23 protein-coding genes are annotated in these 22,330 nt (G+C 52.5%); 9 read left to right on the top strand and 14 right to left on the bottom strand.

The genetic code is table 11. The features are described from left to right. Positions 1-61 precede the first annotated feature (61 nt). Positions 62-1,129, top strand: coding sequence for a 3-deoxy-7-phosphoheptulonate synthase (locus SIB41_RS11345; protein WP_413361535.1), 1,068 nt, complete (start codon positions 62-64; stop codon positions 1,127-1,129). A gap of 7 nt (positions 1,130-1,136) precedes the next feature. Here SIB41_RS11345 and SIB41_RS11340 read toward each other — a convergent pair whose 3' ends face one another. From SIB41_RS11340 to SIB41_RS11325, 4 genes are all read right to left on the bottom strand, one after another. Then, positions 1,137-1,742 (bottom strand): diacylglycerol/polyprenol kinase family protein, encoded by a 606-nt coding sequence (locus SIB41_RS11340; protein ID WP_413359046.1) that lies wholly within the window; start codon positions 1,740-1,742, stop codon positions 1,137-1,139. A 56-nt stretch (positions 1,743-1,798) separates the two neighbouring features. Further along, positions 1,799-2,833, bottom strand: coding sequence for an RpoD/SigA family RNA polymerase sigma factor (locus tag SIB41_RS11335; RefSeq protein ID WP_413359044.1), 1,035 nt, complete (start codon positions 2,831-2,833; stop codon positions 1,799-1,801). A gap of 214 nt (positions 2,834-3,047) precedes the next feature. Then, entirely contained in the window at positions 3,048-5,186 is a 2,139-nt protein-coding gene (gene ppk1 / locus SIB41_RS11330) for a polyphosphate kinase 1 (protein ID WP_413359042.1), read from the bottom strand. Positions 5,187-5,228: 42 nt separating this feature from the next. Beyond that, a complete protein-coding gene (locus SIB41_RS11325; RefSeq protein ID WP_063420747.1) occupies positions 5,229-6,536 on the bottom strand; it encodes an MFS transporter in 1,308 nt (435 codons plus the stop codon). Positions 6,537-6,557: 21 nt separating this feature from the next. On the opposite strand from SIB41_RS11325, the gene SIB41_RS11320 reads away from it, so the two are divergent. Further along, the gene (locus SIB41_RS11320) at positions 6,558-7,043 is read left to right on the top strand and encodes an N-acetyltransferase family protein (RefSeq protein WP_413359040.1); all 486 of its coding nucleotides are present in this window, start codon (positions 6,558-6,560) and stop codon (positions 7,041-7,043) included. Here the strand turns inward: SIB41_RS11320 and SIB41_RS11315 are convergent. The 6 genes from SIB41_RS11315 to SIB41_RS11290 form a co-directional block, all read right to left on the bottom strand. Next, positions 7,036-8,142 carry an anthranilate phosphoribosyltransferase family protein gene (locus tag SIB41_RS11315; RefSeq protein ID WP_413359038.1) on the bottom strand — a complete coding sequence of 369 codons (1,107 nt, stop codon included), beginning with the start codon at positions 8,140-8,142 and terminating at the stop codon, positions 7,036-7,038. The two genes, SIB41_RS11320 and SIB41_RS11315, sit on opposite strands and share 8 nt — an antisense overlap. Positions 8,143-8,589: 447 nt before the next feature. After that, positions 8,590-9,312, bottom strand: coding sequence for a HEAT repeat domain-containing protein (locus SIB41_RS11310; protein ID WP_413359036.1), 723 nt, complete (start codon positions 9,310-9,312; stop codon positions 8,590-8,592). 12 nt (positions 9,313-9,324) lie between these two features. After that, positions 9,325-10,215, bottom strand: a complete 891-nt coding sequence (locus SIB41_RS11305; protein WP_041374994.1) for a formate/nitrite transporter family protein — start codon at positions 10,213-10,215, stop codon at positions 9,325-9,327. Between the two features lie 57 nt (positions 10,216-10,272). Continuing rightward, positions 10,273-10,416 carry a hypothetical protein gene (locus tag SIB41_RS11300; protein ID WP_063396578.1) on the bottom strand — a complete coding sequence of 48 codons (144 nt, stop codon included), beginning with the start codon at positions 10,414-10,416 and terminating at the stop codon, positions 10,273-10,275. 52 nt (positions 10,417-10,468) lie between these two features. Further along, positions 10,469-12,097, bottom strand: a complete 1,629-nt coding sequence (locus SIB41_RS11295; protein ID WP_413359034.1) for a ferredoxin--nitrite reductase — start codon at positions 12,095-12,097, stop codon at positions 10,469-10,471. Positions 12,098-12,685: 588 nt separating this feature from the next. After that, positions 12,686-12,880: a hypothetical protein gene (locus SIB41_RS11290; protein ID WP_074159232.1), complete on the bottom strand. Its 195-nt coding sequence runs from the start codon at positions 12,878-12,880 to the stop codon at positions 12,686-12,688. A gap of 26 nt (positions 12,881-12,906) precedes the next feature. Between SIB41_RS11290 and SIB41_RS11285 the strand changes: the two genes are divergently transcribed. Beyond that, complete coding sequence (locus SIB41_RS11285; RefSeq protein WP_413359032.1) at positions 12,907-13,581, top strand: CbiX/SirB N-terminal domain-containing protein; 675 nt, start codon at positions 12,907-12,909, stop codon at positions 13,579-13,581. After that, positions 13,578-14,363, top strand: a complete 786-nt coding sequence (cobA, locus tag SIB41_RS11280) for a uroporphyrinogen-III C-methyltransferase (RefSeq protein WP_063396581.1) — start codon at positions 13,578-13,580, stop codon at positions 14,361-14,363. Before SIB41_RS11285 ends, cobA begins: the two co-directional genes overlap by 4 nt. A 42-nt stretch (positions 14,364-14,405) precedes the next feature. Here the strand turns inward: cobA and ureC are convergent, their stop codons facing one another. The 4 genes from ureC to SIB41_RS11260 are packed head-to-tail and all read right to left on the bottom strand — an operon-like array spanning position 14,406 to position 17,774. After that, positions 14,406-16,130 (bottom strand): urease subunit alpha, encoded by a 1,725-nt coding sequence (gene ureC / locus SIB41_RS11275; protein WP_063420741.1) that lies wholly within the window; start codon positions 16,128-16,130, stop codon positions 14,406-14,408. A gap of 36 nt (positions 16,131-16,166) precedes the next feature. Then, a complete protein-coding gene (locus SIB41_RS11270) occupies positions 16,167-16,484 on the bottom strand; it encodes an urease subunit beta (RefSeq protein ID WP_413359030.1) in 318 nt (105 codons plus the stop codon). 9 nt (positions 16,485-16,493) lie between these two features. Next, positions 16,494-16,796: an urease subunit gamma gene (locus SIB41_RS11265; protein ID WP_011131598.1), complete on the bottom strand. Its 303-nt coding sequence runs from the start codon at positions 16,794-16,796 to the stop codon at positions 16,494-16,496. Between the two features lie 18 nt (positions 16,797-16,814). After that, positions 16,815-17,774: an urease accessory protein UreD gene (locus tag SIB41_RS11260; protein WP_413361533.1), complete on the bottom strand. Its 960-nt coding sequence runs from the start codon at positions 17,772-17,774 to the stop codon at positions 16,815-16,817. Between the two features lie 83 nt (positions 17,775-17,857). Between SIB41_RS11260 and ureE the strand changes: the two genes are divergently transcribed. The 5 genes from ureE to SIB41_RS11235 all read left to right on the top strand — a co-directional run bounded on the left by ureE (position 17,858) and on the right by SIB41_RS11235 (position 22,327). Further along, a complete protein-coding gene (gene ureE / locus SIB41_RS11255) occupies positions 17,858-18,370 on the top strand; it encodes an urease accessory protein UreE (protein WP_413359028.1) in 513 nt (170 codons plus the stop codon). After that, positions 18,370-19,053 (top strand): urease accessory protein UreF, encoded by a 684-nt coding sequence (locus tag SIB41_RS11250; protein ID WP_413359026.1) that lies wholly within the window; start codon positions 18,370-18,372, stop codon positions 19,051-19,053. The genes ureE and SIB41_RS11250 overlap by 1 nt, the downstream gene beginning before the upstream one ends. Further along, positions 19,053-19,661 carry an urease accessory protein UreG gene (gene ureG, locus SIB41_RS11245; protein WP_413359024.1) on the top strand — a complete coding sequence of 203 codons (609 nt, stop codon included), beginning with the start codon at positions 19,053-19,055 and terminating at the stop codon, positions 19,659-19,661. The genes SIB41_RS11250 and ureG overlap by 1 nt, the downstream gene beginning before the upstream one ends. 117 nt (positions 19,662-19,778) lie before the next feature. Continuing rightward, positions 19,779-21,074: an urea ABC transporter substrate-binding protein gene (urtA, locus tag SIB41_RS11240; protein ID WP_011131593.1), complete on the top strand. Its 1,296-nt coding sequence runs from the start codon at positions 19,779-19,781 to the stop codon at positions 21,072-21,074. 98 nt (positions 21,075-21,172) lie between these two features. Beyond that, entirely contained in the window at positions 21,173-22,327 is a 1,155-nt protein-coding gene (locus SIB41_RS11235; protein ID WP_011131592.1) for an ABC transporter permease subunit, read from the top strand. The last annotated feature ends 3 nt before the right edge of the window (positions 22,328-22,330 follow it).

Genomic DNA, 22,330 nt, shown 5'->3' with positions numbered 1-22,330 from the left:
AATTACCGGATGCTGCCACCTTGCTGGTTTCCTAGCCTGGGTTGTCATGAATTCTGGCGAAATGACCACCACCTCCGACTTGCATGTGGTGGATACGCGGCCGTTGGTGTCGCCCCTCTTGCTTCATCAGGAGCTGCCCCTCGATCTAGTGGCTCTCAAAACCGTTGCAGATACTCGTAAGCGCATCCAGGCAATTCTGCGTGGTGAGGATCCCCGCTTGCTGGTGATTGTTGGTCCCTGCTCGGTTCATGACATTGCCTCTGCAAGGGACTATGCCCGTCAGTTGGAGCCATTGCGACAGCGATATGCCGCCCAGTTGGAGGTGGTTTTGCGGGTCTATTTCGAAAAACCTCGCACCACAGTTGGCTGGAAAGGTCTCATCAATGATCCCCATCTCGATGGTTCCTATGACATCAACACTGGCTTGAGGCGTGCGCGGTCGTTGTTGCTCGACCTTGCTCGCGAGGGTATGCCGACGGCCACTGAATTGCTGGATCCGGTTGTGCCTCAATACATCGCTGATTTGATCAGTTGGACGGCGATTGGAGCCAGAACCACTGAGAGTCAGACCCATCGGGAGATGGCTTCTGGATTGTCAATGCCCGTCGGTTACAAAAACAGTACCGATGGCAGTGCCAAGATTGCGATCCATGCGATGCAGGCAGCATCTAGACCGCATCATTTTCTTGGGATCAATCGGCAGGGTCAGGCTTCGATTGTGCATACCACTGGAAACCCTGATGGCCATCTCGTGTTGCGGGGAGGTAATGGCTGTACCAATTACCATCCCGAAGCGGTGGAAGAGGTTGCAAAAGAATTAGTGAAGGCTGGCTTGGTTGATCGGTTGATGGTGGATTGCAGCCATGACAATTCGAAGAAAGATTTTCGGCGACAGTCAGAGGTGCTTCAGGCTGTTGCTACTCAGGTACGCCAAGGATCAACCCATCTCATGGGTGTGATGTTGGAAAGTCATCTTGTCGAGGGCAATCAGAAGTTGCCTGAAGACCTCTCTACTCTTGTCTATGGTCAAAGCATTACGGATGCTTGTATCGATATAGAGACAACGGCAACTCTCCTTGAGGATTTGGCGGCTGCAGTGGCTTCAGTGACGTTGTCACCAATAACTTGATCAGCCTTTAGATTGCTGTCATCCATGACCAGGCGACTGCAACTCCCATCGGCACAGTGAGGTTGTCGATACCCCAGCGACTTAGTTGCTCTAGTCCAACAGCAAGGCCTGTGACGGCGAAGATGCGTAGGGGATGGAAGCTAGCGTCAATGAGCAGGCTTAGAGTGAACAGAATGATGAGGGTTATCACAGCCATGGTAAGAGTGCCTGCGATTGATTTGCGTTGACCCCATATCAACCAATTGGGTGAGCGTACTTTGCGACCGATGAGGCCAGCTAACCCATCGCCGAAAGCCATCACAAGCACTCCGGAGCAGACCGCTGCAGCATTTTCTGGCCAGAAGAAAATTAGCAACAGGGTGATTGTTAGAGCGTATGCCACTGTGCCGTAGCTATGTCGATTGACGTCTTCAATAGCTGCTAGTAAGCGCCAGCGGTGGTTGATGAGGATCACAATGGTAATGAGGATTGCCATTGGAATCGCCCAATCCGATGGGATCCCGAGCCACCAGGCCAAAGGGATCACTGGGCCAGTACCGATGTGAACGATCTTGCGACTTAGTTCTCGTTGGTTAGGCCAGCGGACCCTGCAAACCACAGCAGCTGAAAGCACAAAAGCTATCCAGCATGCAATGGCAACCAGAGAGTTGATATACCCCAAGACTTATCTCATGCAGCTTGTTGATGGTTGGTCATCATCCGTAGCTTGAGAATGGCTTTGGCCTCCAACTGTCGTACGCGTTCTCGTGAGACGCTGATTTGCCGCCCGATTTCAGCGAGGGTCAGTGGTTCTTCACCATCTAGACCGAAGCGCAAGCGCAGGATTTTCTGTTCACGTTCATTGAGCTGAGATAGCCAACCTCCTAGGTGTTCCTTTTGGATGCTGCGATCTAGGCCTTCCATTGGTTCGGCCCCATCGGGGTCGGGGATCAGTTCACCTAGGGTGCTGCGGTCTTCTTCTCCGCGGGCATGGGCATCTAGGGATGCGCAAGGAGCGCTTTGAGCGATGAGATCCTCAAGGTCTTGGGGTTGAATGCCCATGGCATGGGCTAACTCCAATCGATTTGGTTGACGGCCGAAGCGATGGGAAAGCTCTCTTGAGATGCGTCGCATCTTGGAGAGTTTTTCGCTGATGTGGATGGGTAGACGGATGGTGCGGGCACTGTTGTCGATGGCCCTGGTCATCCCTTGACGAATCCACCAATAGGCGTAGGTGGAGAACTTATAACCCATGGCTGGATCGAACTTGTCGACAGCACGTTCGAGACCAATGGCTCCTTCTTGGACTAGGTCAAGGAGTTCAAGGCCCTGATTCTGATATTTTTTGGCAACGCTTACCACGAGCCGGAGGTTGGCTGACATCATGCGGTCACGGGCGCGTTTGCCCATGCGAATTTTGTGGCGTTGTCGTGGCGTTTGGTCTTGCTCTGGTAAGTCCAGCAATTCCTTCATCGCTTGCACATGGTGGGCCAGCTCAATTTCCTCAGCTGCGGTCAGCAAAGGCACGCGTCCTATGCTGCTCAGGTAGAACCCGATCGCATCAGTACCCAAACGACCACCTTGGCGATTGTGATTACGGGATGCCTGCCCGTTACGGCCAGCTCGATTGGCTGTTTCTGAACGTTGCTTAGATGTTGACGGTAATACAACTTCTGACGAAGGCGTGAGTGAAGCACCCTTCGCAGATTCCAGAGGGATCCCCATCACCCTGGCCTCCTAAATTAGATTTGCGCGGAATGTAGCACTCATAGAGCTTAGAAACTTGGTTGAAGCAAAAAGTTTTTGTTAGCCCATGCGAGTGATCAGTTGATTGGTCGCTTCTGCTTCTAAGTAAAAAAACTGTTTTGCATGCTGATTATTCCTTTTTAGGTAGCAAAGAGCACTTCCTCACAGTTATGGTCTCGTGAGGCATCGAGTTTCACGCTGCTGGGATACTTTGTTGCCAAAGGTTGATCAGCTGTTGCTGTGCACGATGTTCTTCACTATTGGGATTGGGTTGGCGCTGTAAAAAGCTGCCATCGCTCTGCATATCCCATGCTTCGCGGTTGTCGTTTAGGTAGAGGTTCAGCAGTCGCTCTAGGTGTTCCTTTTGCTCTGGTTCTTCAATTGGAGTAATGGCTTCCACGCGTCTGTCTAGGTTTCGAGGCATCAAGTCTGCGCTGCCGATATAAACCTCTGGGTTGTTGTCATTGGCAAACCAGAAGATACGGGAGTGTTCCAGGAATCGGCCGATGATGCTGATCACGCTGATGTTTTCGCTGAATCCTTTTCGCCCTGGGTAGAGACAGCACATACCGCGGATGATCAGTTCGATGCGAACTCCAACTTGGGAAGCTTCGTAGAGCAGGCTAATGATGGCTGGATCCACCAGAGCATTCATCTTGGCGCGGATGTGTCCGCCTCTACCTTCGCGAGCGTTTTCGATTTCGCGGAGGATTAGTGATTCCATTCCCTTGCGTAGGGTGACAGGTGCCACCAGCAGTCGACGGAAGCTTTGTTGCTTTGAAAAGCCAGTGAGATAATTGAATAGCTCGACTAGATCTTGGCTGAGTTCCGGTCTTGCAGAGAGCAGGCCAAGATCGGTATAGATACGTGATGTCTTCGAGTTGTAGTTCCCTGTGCCGATGTGTACGTAGCTGCGTAGGCGCTCTTTTTCTTTGCGAACGACCAAGATGGTTTTTGTGTGGGTTTTTAGTCCTAAAACGCCATAGACAACGTGAACGCCAGATCGTTCTAGCTGACGGGCCCATTGAATATTGTTGCCTTCATCGAAGCGTGCCTTGAGTTCAACCAGAGCCATGACCTGCTTTCCGTGTTCGGCTGCACGGATCAGGGCCGCAATGATTGGGGAATCCTTAGATGTCCGATAGAGCGTGATCTTGATTCCCATGACTAGGGGATCGTCTGCTGCCTGATTGATGAATTCCTCTACAGAGGTCGCGAACAGTTCGTATGGGTGGTGAAGGAGAATGTCTTTGCGGCGAATCACCGAGAAGATGCTTTTGAATTCTTCTTCTTTGATTGATTCGTCTTCAAGCATTCTGCGCTGGCTGCGGGAGAGAACTTTGGCGGTCAGGCCAATGTGGGGTTGGTCTTTGAGTTGTTCCAGAGGTAAACGCATTAGACCGAATAGATCATCGAGGCCTAGTAGTCCCTCGATGCGATAAAGGTCTTTTTCTTCAACAGCCATACCTTCAATCAGCATCTCAACGACTCTCTGGGGCATTTCGTTTGTTACTTCGAGTCTCACCACTTCTCCGCCCATCCGCCGCTTATGCAGGCCTTGTTCCATGGCGCTCATGAGATCGTCGGCTTCTAGGTCCCTGAGTTCAAGGTCGGCATCGCGGGTGACTCGGAAGAAGTAGTGCTCTTCAATCTTCATCCCGGGGAAGAGCAATTTGAGGTTGAAGGCCACCACTTGCTCCAATGGAACTGCTGTGTGAACCGGTTTGGGATTGATGCCACTTAGATCAGGAGGTATCTCTACAAACCGAGGGATCGTTTTTTGTGGAATCTTGACCCGGGCGAATTGTTGTTGGCCTGTTTCCGGATCGAGGATCAGGGTCGCAATGTTGAGGCTGAGATTGCTAACGAAAGGGAAGGGATGGGCTTGATCCACGGCTAGTGGTGTCAGCACCGGGAAAATGGCTGTCTGGAAATAATTGTCAATCCAGAGGCGTTCTTTTGGATTGAGTTGCTCGTAGTCGAGTAGGTGAACACCATGCTCGACTAGCTGGTTTTTGAGGTGTTTACGGTAGTGATCTTGTTGTTGCTCGATGAGAGGAACAAGGTGATCTCGGATCGTGAGGAGCTGCTGAAGAGGGGTTAGACCGTCTGCGCTGGTTTTGGTAATGCCGGCTTCCACTTGTGCTTTGAGGGAGGCCACGCGAACCATGAAGAATTCGTCGAGGTTGTTGCTGAAGATGGCACTGAACTTGGCTTGTTCCAGCAGCGGGGTGCGCGTATCCAGTGCCTGAGCAAGGACCCTTTCGTTGAAGGAGATCCAGCTGAGCTCGCGGTTGATGTAGTGCTCCGAAGCTACCGCTGGATTACTCATTGAATGCCAGTTTGTTGATCCACTATCCAGGCAAAGTAGCAATCATGATTGTTTGATTGTTGTGTTACTTGTGCTTGCAGGTAGGCCTCCTGCAACAAGGGCAACAACTCCCGCTAGTACGAGGATGGCCAGCCAGAAGGGACTGCGAGGGCCTATTTGGTCGTAGGCGAATCCTGCAGCCGCTGCCCCAAGGAAGGTTCCTAGACTCTGCAGGCCTTGAAGGCTACCGAGTACTGCCCCTTGGCCTGCGTTGTCGAGGCGTCTGGAGACGAGGGCTCTCAAGCATGGCACTACTAGACCTGTGCCAAGGGCTAGTACCGATACGGCAGTGAAAACAACAGAAATCGAATTCTGCTGACTGGCCATGGGTAATAGCAGACAGCCTGCAATGACGAAGCCAACGCCAGCAATGGTGAGCCGCCATTCGCCGAAGGATTTGACCAGTGGACCGATGAGCAGCCCTTGAACCACCATTGCGATCACGCCTACAACTGCAAAGGTCAGGCCCGCTAAACCGACTGTCCATGAAAAGGCTTGCTTCAGGTAAAGCACCAGCACAGCTGTGAAACCGTTGAATGCCATGAAGAACAGGAAGAAGGCGAAACAAAGGCGGCTTACTAATGGATTGGCAAAGATCTGTGCTAGCTGGGTGATCGGGTTGAGTTGTCTTTTGCTTGGTAGGGAATTGCGAGCTGCTGGCGGGTGTGTTTCGGGAAGGATATAGATCACAAGAAGCAGGTTCGCGACTGCGAAGGCTGTGGCGGCTATCCCGGGTAGAGCGATATTGATCTCTGCTAAGCGGCCACCGATATAAGGGCCCAAGATGAACCCGAGGCCGAATGCAACGCCAATCAGGCCGAATGCCTTTGCTCGGCTCTCAGGTGTTGAGATGTCGGCAAGCACTGCTGTGGCGCTACTTGCTGTTCCACCGCTAACGCCATCGATGATTCTTGCTGAGAAGAGAAGGATCAGGGGAACAATGCTGATCCAAGCGGCTGGAAGTATGTTCCAGTCAATCCATACTGTGATAGCGAATAAGCCAAGGCCTACTACTGAGCCAGCAACGCAAGCGGTTAAAATTGGTTTGCGGCCAAAACGATCACTGAGAGCTCCAATTAGGGGAGCCACGACGAATTGAGCCAATGCATAAGTACCTCCAAGTAGCCCCAGGATTGTGCCGCTGTCTGTGAAGCGTCCTGGGAGGTATGGAAGTAATGGCAGTAAGAGGGTTTCACCTAGGCGATCGTTCAACAGAGTGACAAAGGCACAGAGAAAGATGGGAATCTGTGGTCGGCGCAATTGGGAATGAGTCAGGATGAATGTCACGATCCCATAGAGACTTGACGCCATTGATCTAAATGGCAGGCTCTTGTGACTTGTCGCCGCTTAAGACCCCTTACAAAAACTGATCATTTTGTTGTCAGGGAGATTTATGCCGATGCGATTGAATCTCAAGGGGGAGGCTTGTATTCCTCTGTTCAGATCAGTGCATGGGCAGCCTTGGCCTGGTTACCAGGAGTTCTGGATCGGCCACTGATTGAAGGACGAGGGTGGTTGAGTCTTGAGAACGACGAGGTTGAGGCTTTCGCTGTTCGTTATCCTTCTGATCGTTTGGCGTTGCTGTATTGCCGGGGCCGGTCTGCTCGTTGTGGCCATGCCACTGCGTTGCTTGAACAGGTGGAAGCTGAAGCCTTGCAGGAAGGAGAGCTAATCTTGGTGACGGAAGCCAGTTTGTGTAGTCACCCTTTGCTGTTGAAGTGGGGCTGGATTGAAATGGCTAAGGAAGTGATTCAGATCGGAGGAGTGAGTTTCGATCGTTATCGCATGGCGAAAAACCTACAGGCTCGCTTCAAATGATGGCCTCTCTCCAAGCAATGAGCTGCTCAAGGGTGGTTTGGGCTAAGCCTGATTGCAGACACTTTTCAGCATGAGCGATACCTTCATCGAGGTTGTCGACCAGGCCCGCTAACCATAGGTAGGTCCCAGCATTCCAGAGGAGGGGCTGACTTAATGGCCCGCGATTGTGCAGAGCTTCCATTGCCTGCTCGCTCCACTCTGTCAGGTTGCTCCACTCAACGTCTTTGCTAAAGCAGCCATGGTTACGGGGGTGGAGGATGAGTCGTTCTGGCTTGCCATTTTGAACTCGTGATGTGATGCAAGCTCGACTGATGGGAAGGTCTGTGCTTCCTTCGAGCCCTTTCACAGTCACGAGATTTGTTTCACCTGCTAGCGCAAGGGCTTTCCAGGCCCGCTCTTCGGTGGGGGGATGCACGAAGCCGCTGACGAGTAAATGCTTTCCTTGATGTGCTGTCCAAAGCAGCTCCAAACTGGCCACAGGCGGTCGCTTGCCGATGTCGTCGCGATAACTGATCAAGCTTTCGGCCAGGGGGAAGTGATCTGGCTGGTAAATCAGTGCCAGACCATGTTGTTGAAAGCCAGCTTCTAGGTTTGCTATTGATAGGCCTTGCAGTTGTAGCCCTAAGGCTTTGAATAACTCTTCTGTGGTCACGCCATATTTGATTGGCATACGTTGCCCCCCTTGCAAGACGACGGGTTGACCAGCGTTGAGTAGGACCAGTGCTGTGAGCGGATAAATCGGGGCTGTTCGCTTGCGGCCGTCGAATGGCATCCCAAAGCAAATGGGTCGTTTCTGGCCATTGGCTGATTTCAGTTTGGGTCCAAGCACTCTGTATGTATCGAGCATGCCGGCGAGTTCCTGGGGCTCGGGTCGACGAATGCGATGGGCGATGAGGAAGGCGCCAATTTGAGCAGGGCTGGCTTGGGCTGTAAGGATGAGATGCAAGGCATCAGCTGATTCTTCACGGCTCATGCCACGACTGGTTTGCTCTCCACTTCCCACCTTCCTGAGGTGGGCTTTGAAGCGTTCACGGCCGGATAATTCGGGGCATGTGGTCACGATTGATTGCGGGAACTCATTGGATCTTTCTGTAGTCATGTAGCTGCGTGGAGTAGCGATTAAGACATCCTTGTGACATGTCTGCTTGGCACAGGCCTAATTGGTTCCGTTTGGCTTTAGGAATCACTGCAACGATAAAGCGAGGCTGTTTGCATTTCAGCGTAATTATATTTTCTAAGTGCAATGTTCGAATCTCCAAAGTTTTTGCGCTGGGGTATTGATCAACGTCGAGACTGGTTTTATGCTATTTTTTTATTTGATTAGCGGGCTTTTGATTGCAAGGGTTCGGCATGCATCTTGCATAGAAGATTCATCTAAGAGTAAGAGTTTTTTTGGCACCGTAGTTCTGCTTTTCAGTAGTTGATTGGTGTCAATGAAATGAATCATCAGATACGATTGCTTTTGCTTGGATTGCAGTTTTCCTTTATTACCATCATCCTCTTTTTGATTCAATAACCCATATTTGCGTATCCGTTGGCTATGGATTCATTGCCATGATCTGTATTGCTGAGCAAGTTGTTTTTTGGCTAGATCTCGATGGAGATCAGTCGGCAGACTTTGGCTGAGCTTGAACAGGTTTGATTGACTGCTGGATGTGCCGATGCAGCCCAGGGCTAGTAATGCTGCACGTGTTGTAGCTTCGGAACCTTTTCTTGCCACTTCGGCAATGCGGTTGCTGATGTCGACACCATCGCGTCGTTGCAGAATTCGAATGGTGCTTAATACCACCGGATCGCGTATGTCATTGAGGAGGTCGTCAAGGAGGTTCAGCAGCTCGTCATCGCTGAGTTGGTATGCCTTGAAGTTCAACAACTCCAGACCAGCCATGCGCATTGCTTGGGAAGGTTCTCTGAAAATCCTTTTTATTAGCAAAGTTGGCACGATTGCTCCCCAGCAGGCCATTGCTTGCAGTACCTCGAGCTCCAGTTCTTCTTGATCACCAAGTTGTTGGATGAGCCAGTCTCGAGCCTCAGGTTGATGGCAGAGGCCAGCTGCATGGATGAGTTCGGACTGCTTACCATGTTGCTTAAGCAGGGTTTTCAATATTCCCCAGCCATCATCACCAAGTAAGCCCAGTCTTTCGGCTAAGGCTTTACGTAGATCAGCAGAAAGGCTGGGGCAGTAAACATTCCCCAGCCAGTCTGCTTCTAGAGGAGTCTTACCTACTTTATTGAGACGTTCCCAGAGAACGGCTTCATCGAAGCTCATGAATGTTCTAGATCAGCGTGCGCCTAGTTCGGCGGCGAGTTCACGTTCCAGCTTCTCATCGTGAACCGTAGGCAGTACGTTGCTCATTTGGGTGCGATGGGTGCTGTAGAAGAGCATGCCGATAAACACCATCCCGCCAATGATGTTGCCGAGGGTGACTGGAATGAAGTTCCAAACGATTACCTGGCCAAAGGAAACGCCTGAACCAAGCATGGGTCCGGCGGTGTGTAGGAACATGTTCACCACGATGTGCTCCATTCCCATGGTTTGGAATGCTGTGATCGGCAGCCAGCAGGCCAAAATTTTGCCAGGTACGCTCTTACTAACTAGGGCCATGGTCACACCCAGACAAACCAACCAGTTCGCGATCAATCCGCGCAGGAAGGCCAAGAAGAAGCCAAGGGATTGAAGGTTCTCGTATTTGGTAACAACGTTGGTTTTGTTGAGGGCAATGATCTTCGCTGCTACCTGTTGCCACATGCCGCCACCATCGGCAGCGGAGGCGGGATCCACGGTGCCACCGCTGGTCAGGCTGATTGCCATCAGTAGGGCAACCACAGCAGTGCCGATCCAGTTGCCGAGCCAGACCCAACCCCAGTTGCGGAAGGTGGCTCCCCAGGTGCTCTTGCCGGCCCATGTGGCCATAGGCAGCAGAGCGAAGTTACCGGTGACCAGTTCCATGCCGAACAGCACGATGCTGGCAAAGCCGAAGGGGAAGAGCAGGGATCCCAACCATGGTTGACCACTCTTGAGACCAACTGTGAGTGCAAGGATTACAGCAAGGCCGAGAATGGCCCCGGAATAGAAGCCACGCACCAGCAAGTTCTTGACGCTGACAGTGGCTTTTTTGCCGCCGGCGGTAATCATGCCGTCGACAAGTTCGTTAGGTAGGACGTAGTCCATTTGTGACGCCGTGGCGCTCATGTTGGTAGATGCGTAGGTTTAACGAGAGGAGGATTTTTAGCCACTTATGGTGTTCATCAGGCGTGAGAAGACATCTCGGCCACCTTCTTTTTGATTGATTGCAGGCTTGTCGCTACCGCTGTTGCTTAACCAGTTGACAAAGCGAGAGAAAAGATCACGTGCTTGGGAAGTCGATTGCATGGTGGGGCTTGATAGGTGATTGATTTAAGAACGGTGGTTTAGCGATCGCAGCTCAAGGGGATGGGCTGCTGTTTTCGCCTAAATTGCTGAACCAGTTCATGAAGTTGGAGAAAGGGTCGCTGTTCTGCTTCGGTTGGCTACGAGGTTGAGCACCGAAGCGTTCGATCAGTAATTCCCGCAGCACGTCTTTCAGTTCGCTGCCAGGAATGCCTTTGCGATGCAGTGTCCCGATTCGGGCATCCGGCCCTTGCCGGCCTTCAAGGCTGAGGTCATAGGCCTCAACCATGCCTTGGCCCCCGTTCGGTGCACGGGCTTTGGTTCCTGTGAGGCCGATTGCGCCCATGTAGGCCTGGCCACAGCTGTTGGGACAGCCAGTCCAATGGACTTTTATTTCCTCAGGGAGGATGAGTTCTGCATCCAGTTCATGTGCCATTGCCATGGCCTGATCTTTGGTGTTTGTAAGGGCGAAGCTGCAGTAGGTATTTCCTGTGCAGGAGACAGTGCCGGCGGCAAAGGAACCGGGTTCAAGTGGAAAACGCTGTAGCAGTGGATCAGCTTGAAATTTGTCGAGGTTGGTATTTGATAGCCCCACCAAAATGATGTTCTGGTCTTCAGTAAGACGAATTTCACCACTGCCATAGTTAAGACTGGCGCTAGCAAGATCCTGAAGATCTTCTGCGCGTAATCGTCCAACCGGTACATGCATGCCGGCGTAGTGAAGCCCTGTTTGTTTCTGAGGGTGGATTCCGTAAAAAGAGCGAGGCTTGTCGTCAAATACAGAACCGGGATCAGGAGTTAGCGGTCCAAATTTTTCCGCCACCATGGTGCGAAACGCTTCGATGCCCACGCTGTCGAGGTACATGCGAAACCTGCCCTTAGGGCGATTGTTACGCTCACCGTTATCTCGCCATAGCGTTAGAATAGTGCCGGTGAGCCGACAGATTTCATTGGGTTTAACCCAGGCATTTAAAGGCAGCGCATAGTCATTCATCTGCGAGGAGAGGATCCCTCCGAGCCAGACGCCGAAACCCATCACCCCATCGTGTTCCACTGGATGGAAGATGATGTCGTTATGGAGCAGGAAATTATCGCGGGCCCCTGCAACTGCCGTATTCCATTTGCGGGGAAGGTTGGAGAATTCATGGTTTCCTTTTCCTTGATTCGTGAGGAAATTTTGTAGTTCAGTTGTGTAAGGGCGAGTATCAACAATTTCAAGAGGGTCAATCCCAGCCAGTGGATTTCCTGTGACATTGCGTGGGTTATCAAAACCTGATTGGATTGTGTTGAGACCTGCCTCTTCAAGACGTCTGAGGATTTCGGGAAGATCACTCAGTAAAACACCACGAAGTTGTAGGTTTTGGCGTGTTGTGATGTCGCAACTGCCGTCTTCTCCGTAGCGACCCACGATTGAGGCCACTACTTTTATTTGGTGGCTATTGAGAACACCATTGGGTATCCTTAGCCGTAGCATGAACTTGCCAGGAGTTTTGGGTCGCCAGAACATTCCATACCATTTCAGGCGCAGTTCGAGGTCTGTTTTATCGACCTGTTCCCAACCAACCTGAGCAAAGGTTTCAAGTTCATCACCAACATCTAAGCCATCTTTAAAAGCTTTGTTTTGCTCAATTTTGTTGAGCTTCTTTCCTTGGAGAAATTGTTTAGCAGGAGAGCTAATAACCATGACATTTTGTTGAAATTAAACTTGAAAAGAAGTGATCATGTTTTTTAAACTTTATTCGCTTATTCGATGCCCATGGTTTTTAGACTCTGCCATGATTGAAGTAAGGGTAAGTTGCGAATGGAGTCATTAAGCCTGATGGAAGAGGGCATTGGCGGTATCAGATTGAACAAAACCGAGCATTTGTGTGAAATTCAAGATTTGGTGTCTTTGTATACATTCTGAGCCCGGCTGATGTTGGCTGAGCTAGGGGTGTTAAGGAGTCAGGCCACGCTGCGAATGGAGTCATTAAGCCTCAATGAAGAGGGCATTGGCGGTATCAGATTGAACAAAACTGAGCATTTGTGTGAAATTCAAGATTTGGTGTCTTTGTATACATTCTGAGCCCGGCTGATTTGACTGAGCCAGTGGTATTGAGGATTCAGGTCACGCTGCGAATGGAGTCATTAAGCCTCAATGAAGAGGGTATTGGCGGTATCAGATTGAACAAAACTGAGCATTTGTGTGAAATTCAAGATTTGGTGTTTATCGATACATCTAGGTGCACAAGTTTCCTTCTTTATGGTTGCTGTGTATAAATTTTAAGTGATTTCAGTATTGGCGGCCTATCTCTCCCAACCAGCGGATTGTGCCTTGTCTGAGCATTTTCCACACACGGTTCATGGCAGCTAAATCCCTTTCGAAGTCACTGTTAAAGCGTTTTGAGCGGGTTGCACCCTGTCTGCCTTGGCGACCACTCGTCCTCAACCGAGTTTGCGACTGTGTTCGATAGCGACGGGATGCCATGGTTGCAGTTGACTATTAAGACTGGAATGACTTCACCAGTTTCGGATGTCTTAGATCCGTGGCCGTTGTTACGAAAGCATGAGCAGGTTGGTTGTAAGCGCGCTTTGCGTTTGATCGTGCATGGCCGTGCTGGTGGGTATGTTCCTTCTTGTGTGCGTTCTTTTGCTCTGCAGGTCGCGCAACGTCGAGGCACACCTGTGGTGGTAGAGGCCTTAACGGCTACTGATCGCCATGAGCAGAGTGCAGATCCTATTTGGCTGGTTCCTTTGTTGTTGCTGCCTGGTTCTCATGTTCGAGAGGATGTGCCGTTCATTCGTCAGCGACTTCAGCAACAGGGTGTGAACACCAGGTTGGTGCCTTTCTTGGGTGCCTGGCCCTCTTGGTGGCGATTGTTACAGGAGTGGGTGCAGCGTCAGGATTGTCGTGATGGCTCTCTTGTTTTGGTTCACCATCCCCTTCGCCAGGGTGTTGCTCATCGCTATTTAAGTTTGCTGCAGCAGCGGCTGGCGTTGCCCATGCTTTCCTGGGACGACTGGCATGCTGATGTCGCTTCAGCGAAGGAGGCATCCACGCCTCTTTTTCTTGCCTTGGCGCCAATCCAGATTACGCAGACGCTGCGCGATTCTGGGGTGATGACTTCCCTACTTGAGATTGAGTTATTTCGATTGGGTTTGATTGATTTGCTGGCTGCATTGCCATGAGCTCTTTGGACTTTGGCACTGTGTATTTGGTGGGTGCAGGCCCTGGTGATCCTGATTTGCTCACACTGAAGGCTTATCGTCTGCTTCGCCAGTGCGGAGCCTTGGTTCACGATGCTCTGGTGCCTAAGGAAGTACTCGAGTTAGTACCCGAGTCTTGTGAACGGCATTTTGTTGGTAAACGTCGAGAACGTCATTGGGTCCCACAGTCCAAGACAAATGAGTTGCTTGTTGAATTGGCTCAGCGTCATTCCTGTGTAGTACGCCTAAAAGGTGGTGACCCTTTTCTGTTTGGGCGGGGTGGTGAGGAGGCCGCCTATTTGCAGAGTCATGGGGTATCGGTGGAGGTGGTCCCTGGGATTACAGCGGGGATGGCTGCGCCGGCCTATGTGGGTATTCCTCTGACCCATCGTTGTGGTGGTAGTTCTGTCACCTTTGTGACAGGTCACGAGAAGATCGACAAACAGCGCCCTTCTGTGAATTGGAAGGATCTTGCTAGCGCAAGTGACAGCCTGGTGATTTATATGGGTTTGCATAACCTTGCTTATATCGTCGAAGAGTTGATTGCCGGTGGCCTCGATCCAGCTACGTCCGCAGCAATCATTCAACAGGGCACTGTCGTAGGTCAGCGCTACCTCAAAGCTCCCTTGGAACAGTTGGTTCAAAGGGTGCAGAGCGAAGGGTTTGCAGCGCCGTCGATTGTGATTGTGGGTGCAGTAGTTGATGAACAGGTGGCAGCGTGTGCTCCTCAGCCGGCTGAGGTTGTGATGCCGATCAAGTCTTGATCTATGACTTAGCAACCTAAAGGTAGATGTTGAATTTAGCGCTTAAAGTAGGAGATATCGCTGGGCCATTGGTAGTTCTTCTGCGGGGTCGCATGTGAGTAAATCGCCGTCGGCGAACACCTCGTAAGTTTGTGGATCTACCTCTACTTTTGGTAGTGAATTGTTGTTGTGCATTTCTGCTTTGCCGATCGTGCGGGTGTTCAGAACGGGAATGCAGGCACGTTGCAGCCCCAGCTTGTTGGGAAGATCTGTTTCGATGGCCGCTTGGCTCAGGAAGGTGAGGCAGCTGGGGGCAAGGGCTTTGCCGAATGCTGCAAACATTGGTCTGCCATGGACTGGTCCAGGTGTTGGAATCGAGGCATTAGCATCGCCCATTTGCGCCCAGATGATTGACCCGCCCTTGATGACAAGTTCTGGCCGCACGCCGAAGAAACCTGGCTTCCAGAGCACCAAGTCTGCCAGTTTGCCTACCTCTACTGAGCCAACATGGTTGTCAATGCCGTGGGCAATGGCGGGGTTGATCGTTACCTTGGCGATGTAGCGCTTTAGGCGGTTGTTGTCGTTACGAGTGCCACGTGGATTGGCAGCATCTTCTGGCAGAGAGCCTCTCTGAACTTTCATCTTGTGAGCGGTCTGGAATGTTCTGGTAATCACCTCTCCGACTCGTCCCATCGCTTGGGAATCACTGGCAATGATGCTGAAGGCACCGAGGTCGTGGAGAATATCTTCCGCGGCGATCGTTTCGCGACGGATGCGCGATTCGGCAAAGGCCACATCTTCAGGAATCGCTGGATCTAGGTGGTGGCAAACCATGAGCATGTCGAGGTGCTCTTCCAGGGTGTTGCGGGTGTAAGGCCGGGTTGGATTTGTGGAGCTGGGCAGCACGTTGCTTTCACCACAGATACGGATGATGTCTGGTGCATGGCCTCCACCGGCCCCTTCGGTATGGAAGGTGTGGATGGTGCGTCCGCCGATGGCTCGGATTGTGTCTTCTACAAAACCTGCTTCATTGAGCGTGTCTGTGTGGATGCAGACCTGGACATCAAAGCGATCGGCTACCGAAAGACAGCAGTCAATAGCTGCTGGAGTGGTACCCCAGTCTTCGTGGAGTTTGAGGCCGCAGGCTCCAGCTAGCACTTGCTCCTCGAGAGCTTCAGCTGTACTGGCATTGCCTTTACCAAAGAAGCCAAGATTTATCGGCAATCCTTCAGCTGCTTGCAGCATGCGGCTGATGTGAAAGGCGCCAGGTGTACAGGTAGTGGCATTGGTGCCTGTTGCCGGACCTGTACCACCACCGAGCATGGTGGTAACGCCGCTAGCCAGGGCAGTCTCGATTTGCTGTGGGCAGATGAAATGGATGTGGCTATCGATGGCGCCGGCGGTCACGATGTGACCCTCTCCAGCAATGGCTTCAGTGCCTGGGCCGATCACAATGTCAATCCCGTCAGTGATGTCGGGATTGCCAGCCTTGCCGATGGCAACGATCCGTCCGTCTCGTAGGCCGATATCTGCTTTGACGATCCCCCACCAGTCGAGGATCAGGGCATTGGTGATCACGGTGTCAACAGCACCATTGGCGCGGGATTGCTGGGATTGCCCCATGCCGTCGCGGATCACTTTTCCTCCACCGAATTTGACTTCTTCGCCGTAGGTGGTGAAATCGCGTTCCACCTCCAGGATCAACTCGGTGTCTGCTAGGCGTATGCGGTCACCTGTGGTGGGGCCGTAGGTTTCGGCGTAGGCCTGGCGATCCATCCGGTAGGCCATAGCAATGCAGCGAAAGGGACGAGGTGTAGAAGCAGTTCAGTCGAGTGGTCCGTTGACCAGACCGTTGAAACCAAAAACCTTGCGGTGACCAGCAAGGGCAACCAGGCGCACGTCACGTTCGTCGCCGGGTTCGAAGCGGATCGCTGTTCCAGCAGGGATGTCCAATCGGTGCCCCCGTGCAGCATCACGATCGAAGTGCAGAGCTGTATTGGTCTCGAAAAAGTGAAAGTGGGAGCCAACTTGGATCGGTCGATCGCCACTATTGGCCACGCGCAGGGTGAGGGTTGGCCGGTTGCTGTTGAGTTCAAGCGTGCCCGGTTCAGGAATCACTTCACCGGGGATTAGCGGAGGCATGGGGATTTTTTAGCGGATGGGGTCGTGGAGGGTGACCAATTTGGTGCCGTCCTTAAAGACGGCTTCGATTTGCACCTCCGGGATCAGTTCGGGAACACCATCCATTACCTGATCGCGACGCAGCCAGGTGCTGCCTTCGGCCATCAGCTCCGCGACGGATTGGCCGTCACGAGCGCCTTCGATGACAAGGAAGCTGAGCCAGGCCACGGCTTCGGGGTGGTTGAGCCGCAGGCCGCGGTTGAGGCGTCGTTCTGCAAGCAGGGCAGCGGTGACGATCAGGAGTTTGTCTTTTTCCTGGGGGCTGAGGTGCATGGAAGCCAGGATTTCATTTCAGTGTGGCGAGGCAGAAGGCGATTGATGGTTCTTTGTGAACCTTTCGTTTGAGAACGTTCCCTCTTCTTGCAGGGGCCATTCTCGTGGAGGTTGAGGAGTGCTGAGCCGCCGTAGCTGACGTGTGCGGGCCCAGAGGCGGGAAAACCATTGGCGCGCGGCTTGGCTTGATGGCCCTATATATCGGGCCACTAAGCCTTGATCGAGACCACCACAAGCCATCGAACCTTCTAGGTTTGCGCGATCTGTTCGACAGTTCCGCAGAAGTATCTCCATCACGTCGGCAGTCAGAGGATGCGGTGCGGCCCAAACAAAAGATCCGAACACGGGCTGTGTCCCCATGCCGTGCAAACTCTGCAGCACTTCGCTGTTGAGCTCGAGTTGATCGACTAGTTCCCATTGACGACCAATCGGGGTTTGTCGGCAGATCTCCAGGCTTGACCTCCAGGCGCCTTCGTTCAGTGTTTCTCCAGCAGCTGTGCGACCTAGGCGCACCACTTCGGCGCAGAGAAAACTGGCTTTTGGTTGCAGTTCGACTTGCATCCGTTGCTTGTAGAGGCCTCCTTGAAAAACCACGAGCTCTTGGGGTAACCATTCCAGGTCAGCATTGGTTTCTAGTTCGAAGTGACACTCTTGACTTGCCCAGCGGCCTTTGGGGTGTTGTTTGGAGCGGCCTACGGAGCCATAGACCTTCTGGGCAGCCACACTCGTGACCAGGCCGCGGCTGTCTGCTCCAGCTTTGACATTCACACTGAGCTGATCTCCTCCGACCAAACCCCCTGCGGTGTGAAGTAAGGGCAGTTGACAGCGGCCGTCGTGATCAAGATTGGCACGCTGAATCTTGAATGGAGCCGTGCATTGGCTCTGATGCACGGTGAGCCGGGATTGAAGATCGTCTGTCGCAGTTTTGCTGATCAGTTGCAGGGAACATTGGCCGTGCCAGGGTCTATCGCCAGTCATCGGAGCACGCTGTGATCGAGCACGGTTTAACTCTTTAGCAACACTCACGGATGGAGCAGTTGCCGTTTGGCAGGCTTATGGTCATGAGCTTGGTCGATTTTCCTTCTCTCGATACTGTTCCGGTGCTCACCCGCAGGCTTGATGCTGTTGGGGTTGAGGCTTGTATGGAATTGCCTCTCACTGCTGAAGAACGCACACGTTTGCGAGGGCTGCGATGCACGGCTTGTGGTCAGTCCGTCTTATTGCAATTGCCGCGGCAGGGCCCATTGCAGCCTGGAGAAAGTTTGGCTGCGGAGGAAGGTCCTGTTTTGGTGAGGGTGGTCGCTGCTCCTGAGAAACTGTTGGTGGTTAGGGCTCCTTCAGAACTGGCTCTGCTTGAGGCGGCTTATCACTTGGGTAATCGTCACGTGGCAATAGAGCTACGCACGCAGCAGCTGCGTTTGCTAGATGATCCTGTCTTAGCCGATCTGCTGCGGGTGCGTGGCTTGGCTCTGGAGTCTCTGATGGAGCCTTTTTATCCGGACCCTGGGGCCTATCAAGGCGTCCATAGCCATGATCACCAGCCCATTGATGGGCAGCAACAACGTCATCACTGATGAGCAGTCTCGCTTTGCTTCAGCTTGTTAGCCCGGCTTTGCCGGTGGGTGCGTTCAGTTATTCGGAGGGTTTGGAACTGCTGGTGCAGCGAGATCAGCTTCAGGATCGAGCAACTTTGGCAAGTTGGTTGGAGGCGGAGCTCAGTCGCGGGCAGGTCATGATCGAAGCTGCTGCTTTGCGCCCGCTGCGTCATTCCCTCAGCCAATGGCAGGTGAGTGCTGAGCAGGGCAAAGTTGACCATGGCACTGACGTGCGCGATTGGGCTCAATGGTTGATTGCACTGCGAGATGCGGCTGAAGTAAGAGCGCAGCAACAGCAGATGGGTCGCTCTCTTTTGCAGTTATTAGCTGACCTGGGTCATCCTCTCCCTGATGGAGGAGTGGATTTTGGTTGGCCAGTGGCGTGGGCTTGGGCTGGTTTGTCTTGGGAGATAACGCCTTTGGAGGTTGTGCAGGGTTACTTGTTTGGCTGGGTGTCTAATCAGCTCAGTGCGGCCGTGCGTCTTGTTCCGCTGGGGCCAACTGAGGCACAACGGTTGCAGCGTCAGCTTCAGCCGCTCATTGAAATGCAGGCCCGTAGCTTGCTTGATGTGGATCCAAAGCAGCTTTGGTGCGGAGGAGTGGGTTCTGCTATTGCACAGCTCTCCCATGCTGAGCTGTATTCCCGATTATTCCGGAGCTGATGAGTAGCAAACTGCGTTTAGGTGTGGCTGGCCCGGTGGGTTCGGGTAAGACAGCACTAGTGGAGGCAATGTGTCGCCGTCTACGAGATCAGTTGCAATTGGCAGTTGTCACCAACGACATCTATACCCAGGAAGATGCAGAGTTCTTGACGCGGGTTGGAGCTCTTGAGCCAGAGCGTATTCGCGGAGTGGAAACAGGCGGTTGTCCTCATACTGCTATTCGTGAGGATTGTTCGATTAATCGCGCGGCCGTAGAAGATCTGGAGCGAAATTTTCCAGATCTTGATGTTGTGCTTGTGGAGAGTGGTGGCGATAATCTTGCCGCCAGCTTCAGTCCAGAATTGGTGGACCTTTGCATCTATGTGATTGATGTGGCGGCTGGCGACAAGATCCCTCGCAAGGGTGGCCCTGGGATTACACGCTCGGATTTATTGGTGATCAACAAGATTGATCTCGCTGTCCATGTCGGGGCCGATTTGGAAGTGATGAAGCGCGATACGACGCGAATGCGGGGAGAGCGCCCTTGGTGCTTCACCAACTTGCGGAGCGGCGATGGCTTGGAGAGCGTGCTGCACTTTTTGTTGCAACAGCTACCAAATCGCCGTTAGCAATGATCAGCGCAAAGGGCTTTGTATCATTCACTACAGAATCATGCCTGGCTGATCTTTACGTTCCCCAGGCCGCCCGAATAGGCGTGCTCCATATTCTGCCTATCTACGGTTTCAATGAACGTTTCATTCTCCAAGCGCCTTGTGGCTGGCTTTGCCGCAACCGCCGTTGGTGTCAGCATTACGGCTTGCGGTGGTGGTAGTGATAAAACCGCGAATACCGATTTTGACGACACGGTCACGGTTGGTATCCTCCATTCCTTAAGTGGCACCATGGCCATCTCGGAGTCCACCCTTGTGGACACCGAGAAAATGGCGATTGAAGAGATCAACGCTGCCGGTGGTGTTGAAGTTGATGGCAAGAAATACAAGATCGACTACATCGTTGAAGATGGCGCTTCTGATTGGCCAACCTTCGCTGAGAAGTCCAAGAAGTTGATCGATCAGGATAGTGTTCCTGTTGTCTTTGGTGGTTGGACTTCCGCAAGCCGTAAGGCGATGCTTCCGGTTTACGAATCGAAGAATGCATTCCTCTATTACCCGATTCAGTACGAAGGCCAGGAGTGTTCCAATAACATCTTCTACACAGGTGCGACTCCTAATCAGCAGTCGGAACCTGCAACCAAGTTCATGTTCGAGAAGTCGCCCGCTGCTGGCAAGCCCTTCTTCCTTGTAGGTTCTGATTACGTTTTCCCTCGCACCTCCAATACCATCACTAAGGAGCAGGTCAAAGCTCTTGGTGGGAAAGTGGTTGGAGAGGATTATTTGCCCCTCGGCAACACTGAAGTGGCGCCGATCATTGCCAAGATCAAGAAGGCATTGCCTGATGGTGGTGTGATCATCAACACCCTCAATGGTGACCAGAACGTCGCTTTCTTTAAGCAGATTCAGGATGCCGGACTTACTCCTGAAAATGGCTACTACGTGATGAGCTATTCCATCGCGGAAGAAGAGATCAGCACGATCGGGCCTGAGTTCCTTGAGGGACACTATGGGGCTTGGAATTACATGATGTCGATTGATACGCCTGCTTCGAAGAAGTTTGCATCTGACTTCAAGGCCAAATATGGCAATGATCGTCAGGTTGCTGACCCTCAGGAGTCGGCTTACAACATGGTGTATCTGTGGAAAGCTGCGGTCGAGAAGGCCAATAGCTTTGATGACGACAAGGTTCGTGAAGCTTTGATCGGAATTGAGTTTGATGCGCCTCAGGGTCCTGTGAAAGTGATGCCAAACCATCACCTGTCCCAGACCGTACGTATCGGCAAGATCACCAAAGATGGTCAGTTCGAGATTCTCGAAGAGACCGATGGCCCTGTTGCTCCACAGGCTTGGAACCAGTTCGAGCCCAGTTCTAAGGGCTATGCTTGCGACTGGACTGATGCAAACAAAGGCGAGAAGTACAAGCTTTGATTGCCTCGCCAAGGCGTTTTTCCGCTTTGGCATTGTTTGGGAGGAGTCCGGAAACGGGCTCCTCCTTTCGTCGTTTTTCCGGTCTCTGATCTTCGCCCGTGCAACTGCTTCTTGAAAGTCTTTTCAATGGTGTGGCCATCGGCTCGGTGCTGCTGGTTGCTGCCCTCGGACTGGCGATAGTCTTCGGCCTGATGGGTGTCATTAACCTCGCCCATGGCGAGTTGATCATGCTCGGGGCCTACACCACTTATGTGGTACAGCTGATCTTCAAGCTGCCTGCTCTGCAGCCTTTCTACAACGCTTATGTGTTGGTGGCGATTCCTCTGGCCTTCATCGTTAGTGGTGTGGTTGGTATCTTGCTAGAACGCACCGTGATTCGTCGTCTCTACGGCAACCCGTTGGAGACATTGTTGGCGACATGGGGCGTTAGCCTGATTCTGCAGCAGTTTGTGCGCAGTTTTCCATTGGCTTATGCGGCTGGCTTGGTGCTGGCGTTAGTGCTTGGCTTCAGTCTGCCGATCATTCTTCCTGACAAGCTTTTGCAGGGGCCGCGGGCCCGCCTGGTGCGTGCTGGAAGCTGGCTTGTGTCGGCTTTGGCTGGGGTGTTACTGGCGGGTGGTTTGGCCTCTCAGATCAGTCGCATCGCTCGTGCGACCTCTCGTAATGTCGATGTCACGGCACCTAAGTGGATGCGTGGGGGGATTGAACTGTCGGGCATGACCTTCCCTGTACCACGCTTGGTGATCATTGTGATCACGATCCTCGCTGTACTCGGTATCACCTGGTTCTTGAATCGCAGTGTGTGGGGGATGCGCATCAGGGCAGTGACTCAGAATCGTTCCATGAGTGATTGCCTTGGCATCTCAACCGATACTGTGGATGTGCTTACCTTTGGTATCGGCTCAGGTTTGGCTGGCATCGCTGGGGTAGCTGTGTCTTTGTTGGGATCCGTGGGACCCAACGTCGGAACTTCTTATATCGTTGGTTGCTTCATGGTGGTAGTGCTTGGAGGTGTGGGAAATCTGTTCGGCACCGTGTTGGCCTCCTTTGCTATTGGGGTGCTAACAGACCTGATCGGTGCTGGCCGTTTGCTCAGTATCTGGCCTTCGATGCCTGCGCCTTTGGCGAGCGTGGTTGATTTTTTTGCTACCACGAGCATGGCCCAGGTGATGGTGTTTGCGTTGATTGTGGTGTTCCTGCAGTTCCGACCTGCTGGTCTGTTTCCCCAGAGGGGACGCATGGTGGAGGCTTAAATC

The sequence above is a fragment of the Prochlorococcus sp. MIT 1201 genome, assembly GCF_047303415.1.
Lineage (GTDB): Bacteria > Cyanobacteriota > Cyanobacteriia > PCC-6307 > Cyanobiaceae > Prochlorococcus > Prochlorococcus marinus_D.
Note: the sequence above shows the minus strand (reverse complement) of the source record. Positions and strands in the feature narration are given on the sequence as shown.

What these genes read in the sequence shown, in the direction of transcription:
- SIB41_RS11345 (WP_413361535.1), top strand. Translation starts at nt 62, where the DNA reads ATGACCACCACCTCCGACTTGCATGTGGTGGATACGCGGCCGTTGGTG.
- SIB41_RS11335 (WP_413359044.1), bottom strand. Translation starts at nt 2,833, where the DNA reads ATGGGGATCCCTCTGGAATCTGCGAAGGGTGCTTCACTCACGCCTTCG.
- ppk1 (WP_413359042.1), bottom strand. Translation starts at nt 5,186, where the DNA reads ATGAGTAATCCAGCGGTAGCTTCGGAGCACTACATCAACCGCGAGCTC.
- SIB41_RS11325 (WP_063420747.1), bottom strand. Translation starts at nt 6,536, where the DNA reads ATGGCGTCAAGTCTCTATGGGATCGTGACATTCATCCTGACTCATTCC.
- SIB41_RS11315 (WP_413359038.1), bottom strand. Translation starts at nt 8,142, where the DNA reads ATGACTACAGAAAGATCCAATGAGTTCCCGCAATCAATCGTGACCACA.
- SIB41_RS11310 (WP_413359036.1), bottom strand. Translation starts at nt 9,312, where the DNA reads ATGAGCTTCGATGAAGCCGTTCTCTGGGAACGTCTCAATAAAGTAGGT.
- SIB41_RS11305 (WP_041374994.1), bottom strand. Translation starts at nt 10,215, where the DNA reads ATGGACTACGTCCTACCTAACGAACTTGTCGACGGCATGATTACCGCC.
- SIB41_RS11300 (WP_063396578.1), bottom strand. Translation starts at nt 10,416, where the DNA reads ATGCAATCGACTTCCCAAGCACGTGATCTTTTCTCTCGCTTTGTCAAC.
- SIB41_RS11295 (WP_413359034.1), bottom strand. Translation starts at nt 12,097, where the DNA reads ATGGTTATTAGCTCTCCTGCTAAACAATTTCTCCAAGGAAAGAAGCTC.
- SIB41_RS11290 (WP_074159232.1), bottom strand. Translation starts at nt 12,880, where the DNA reads ATGGCATCCCGTCGCTATCGAACACAGTCGCAAACTCGGTTGAGGACG.
- SIB41_RS11285 (WP_413359032.1), top strand. Translation starts at nt 12,907, where the DNA reads ATGACTTCACCAGTTTCGGATGTCTTAGATCCGTGGCCGTTGTTACGA.
- cobA (WP_063396581.1), top strand. Translation starts at nt 13,578, where the DNA reads ATGAGCTCTTTGGACTTTGGCACTGTGTATTTGGTGGGTGCAGGCCCT.
- ureC (WP_063420741.1), bottom strand. Translation starts at nt 16,130, where the DNA reads ATGGCCTACCGGATGGATCGCCAGGCCTACGCCGAAACCTACGGCCCC.
- SIB41_RS11270 (WP_413359030.1), bottom strand. Translation starts at nt 16,484, where the DNA reads ATGCCTCCGCTAATCCCCGGTGAAGTGATTCCTGAACCGGGCACGCTT.
- SIB41_RS11265 (WP_011131598.1), bottom strand. Translation starts at nt 16,796, where the DNA reads ATGCACCTCAGCCCCCAGGAAAAAGACAAACTCCTGATCGTCACCGCT.
- SIB41_RS11260 (WP_413361533.1), bottom strand. Translation starts at nt 17,774, where the DNA reads ATGACTGGCGATAGACCCTGGCACGGCCAATGTTCCCTGCAACTGATC.
- ureE (WP_413359028.1), top strand. Translation starts at nt 17,858, where the DNA reads ATGAGCTTGGTCGATTTTCCTTCTCTCGATACTGTTCCGGTGCTCACC.
- SIB41_RS11250 (WP_413359026.1), top strand. Translation starts at nt 18,370, where the DNA reads ATGAGCAGTCTCGCTTTGCTTCAGCTTGTTAGCCCGGCTTTGCCGGTG.
- ureG (WP_413359024.1), top strand. Translation starts at nt 19,053, where the DNA reads ATGAGTAGCAAACTGCGTTTAGGTGTGGCTGGCCCGGTGGGTTCGGGT.
- urtA (WP_011131593.1), top strand. Translation starts at nt 19,779, where the DNA reads ATGAACGTTTCATTCTCCAAGCGCCTTGTGGCTGGCTTTGCCGCAACC.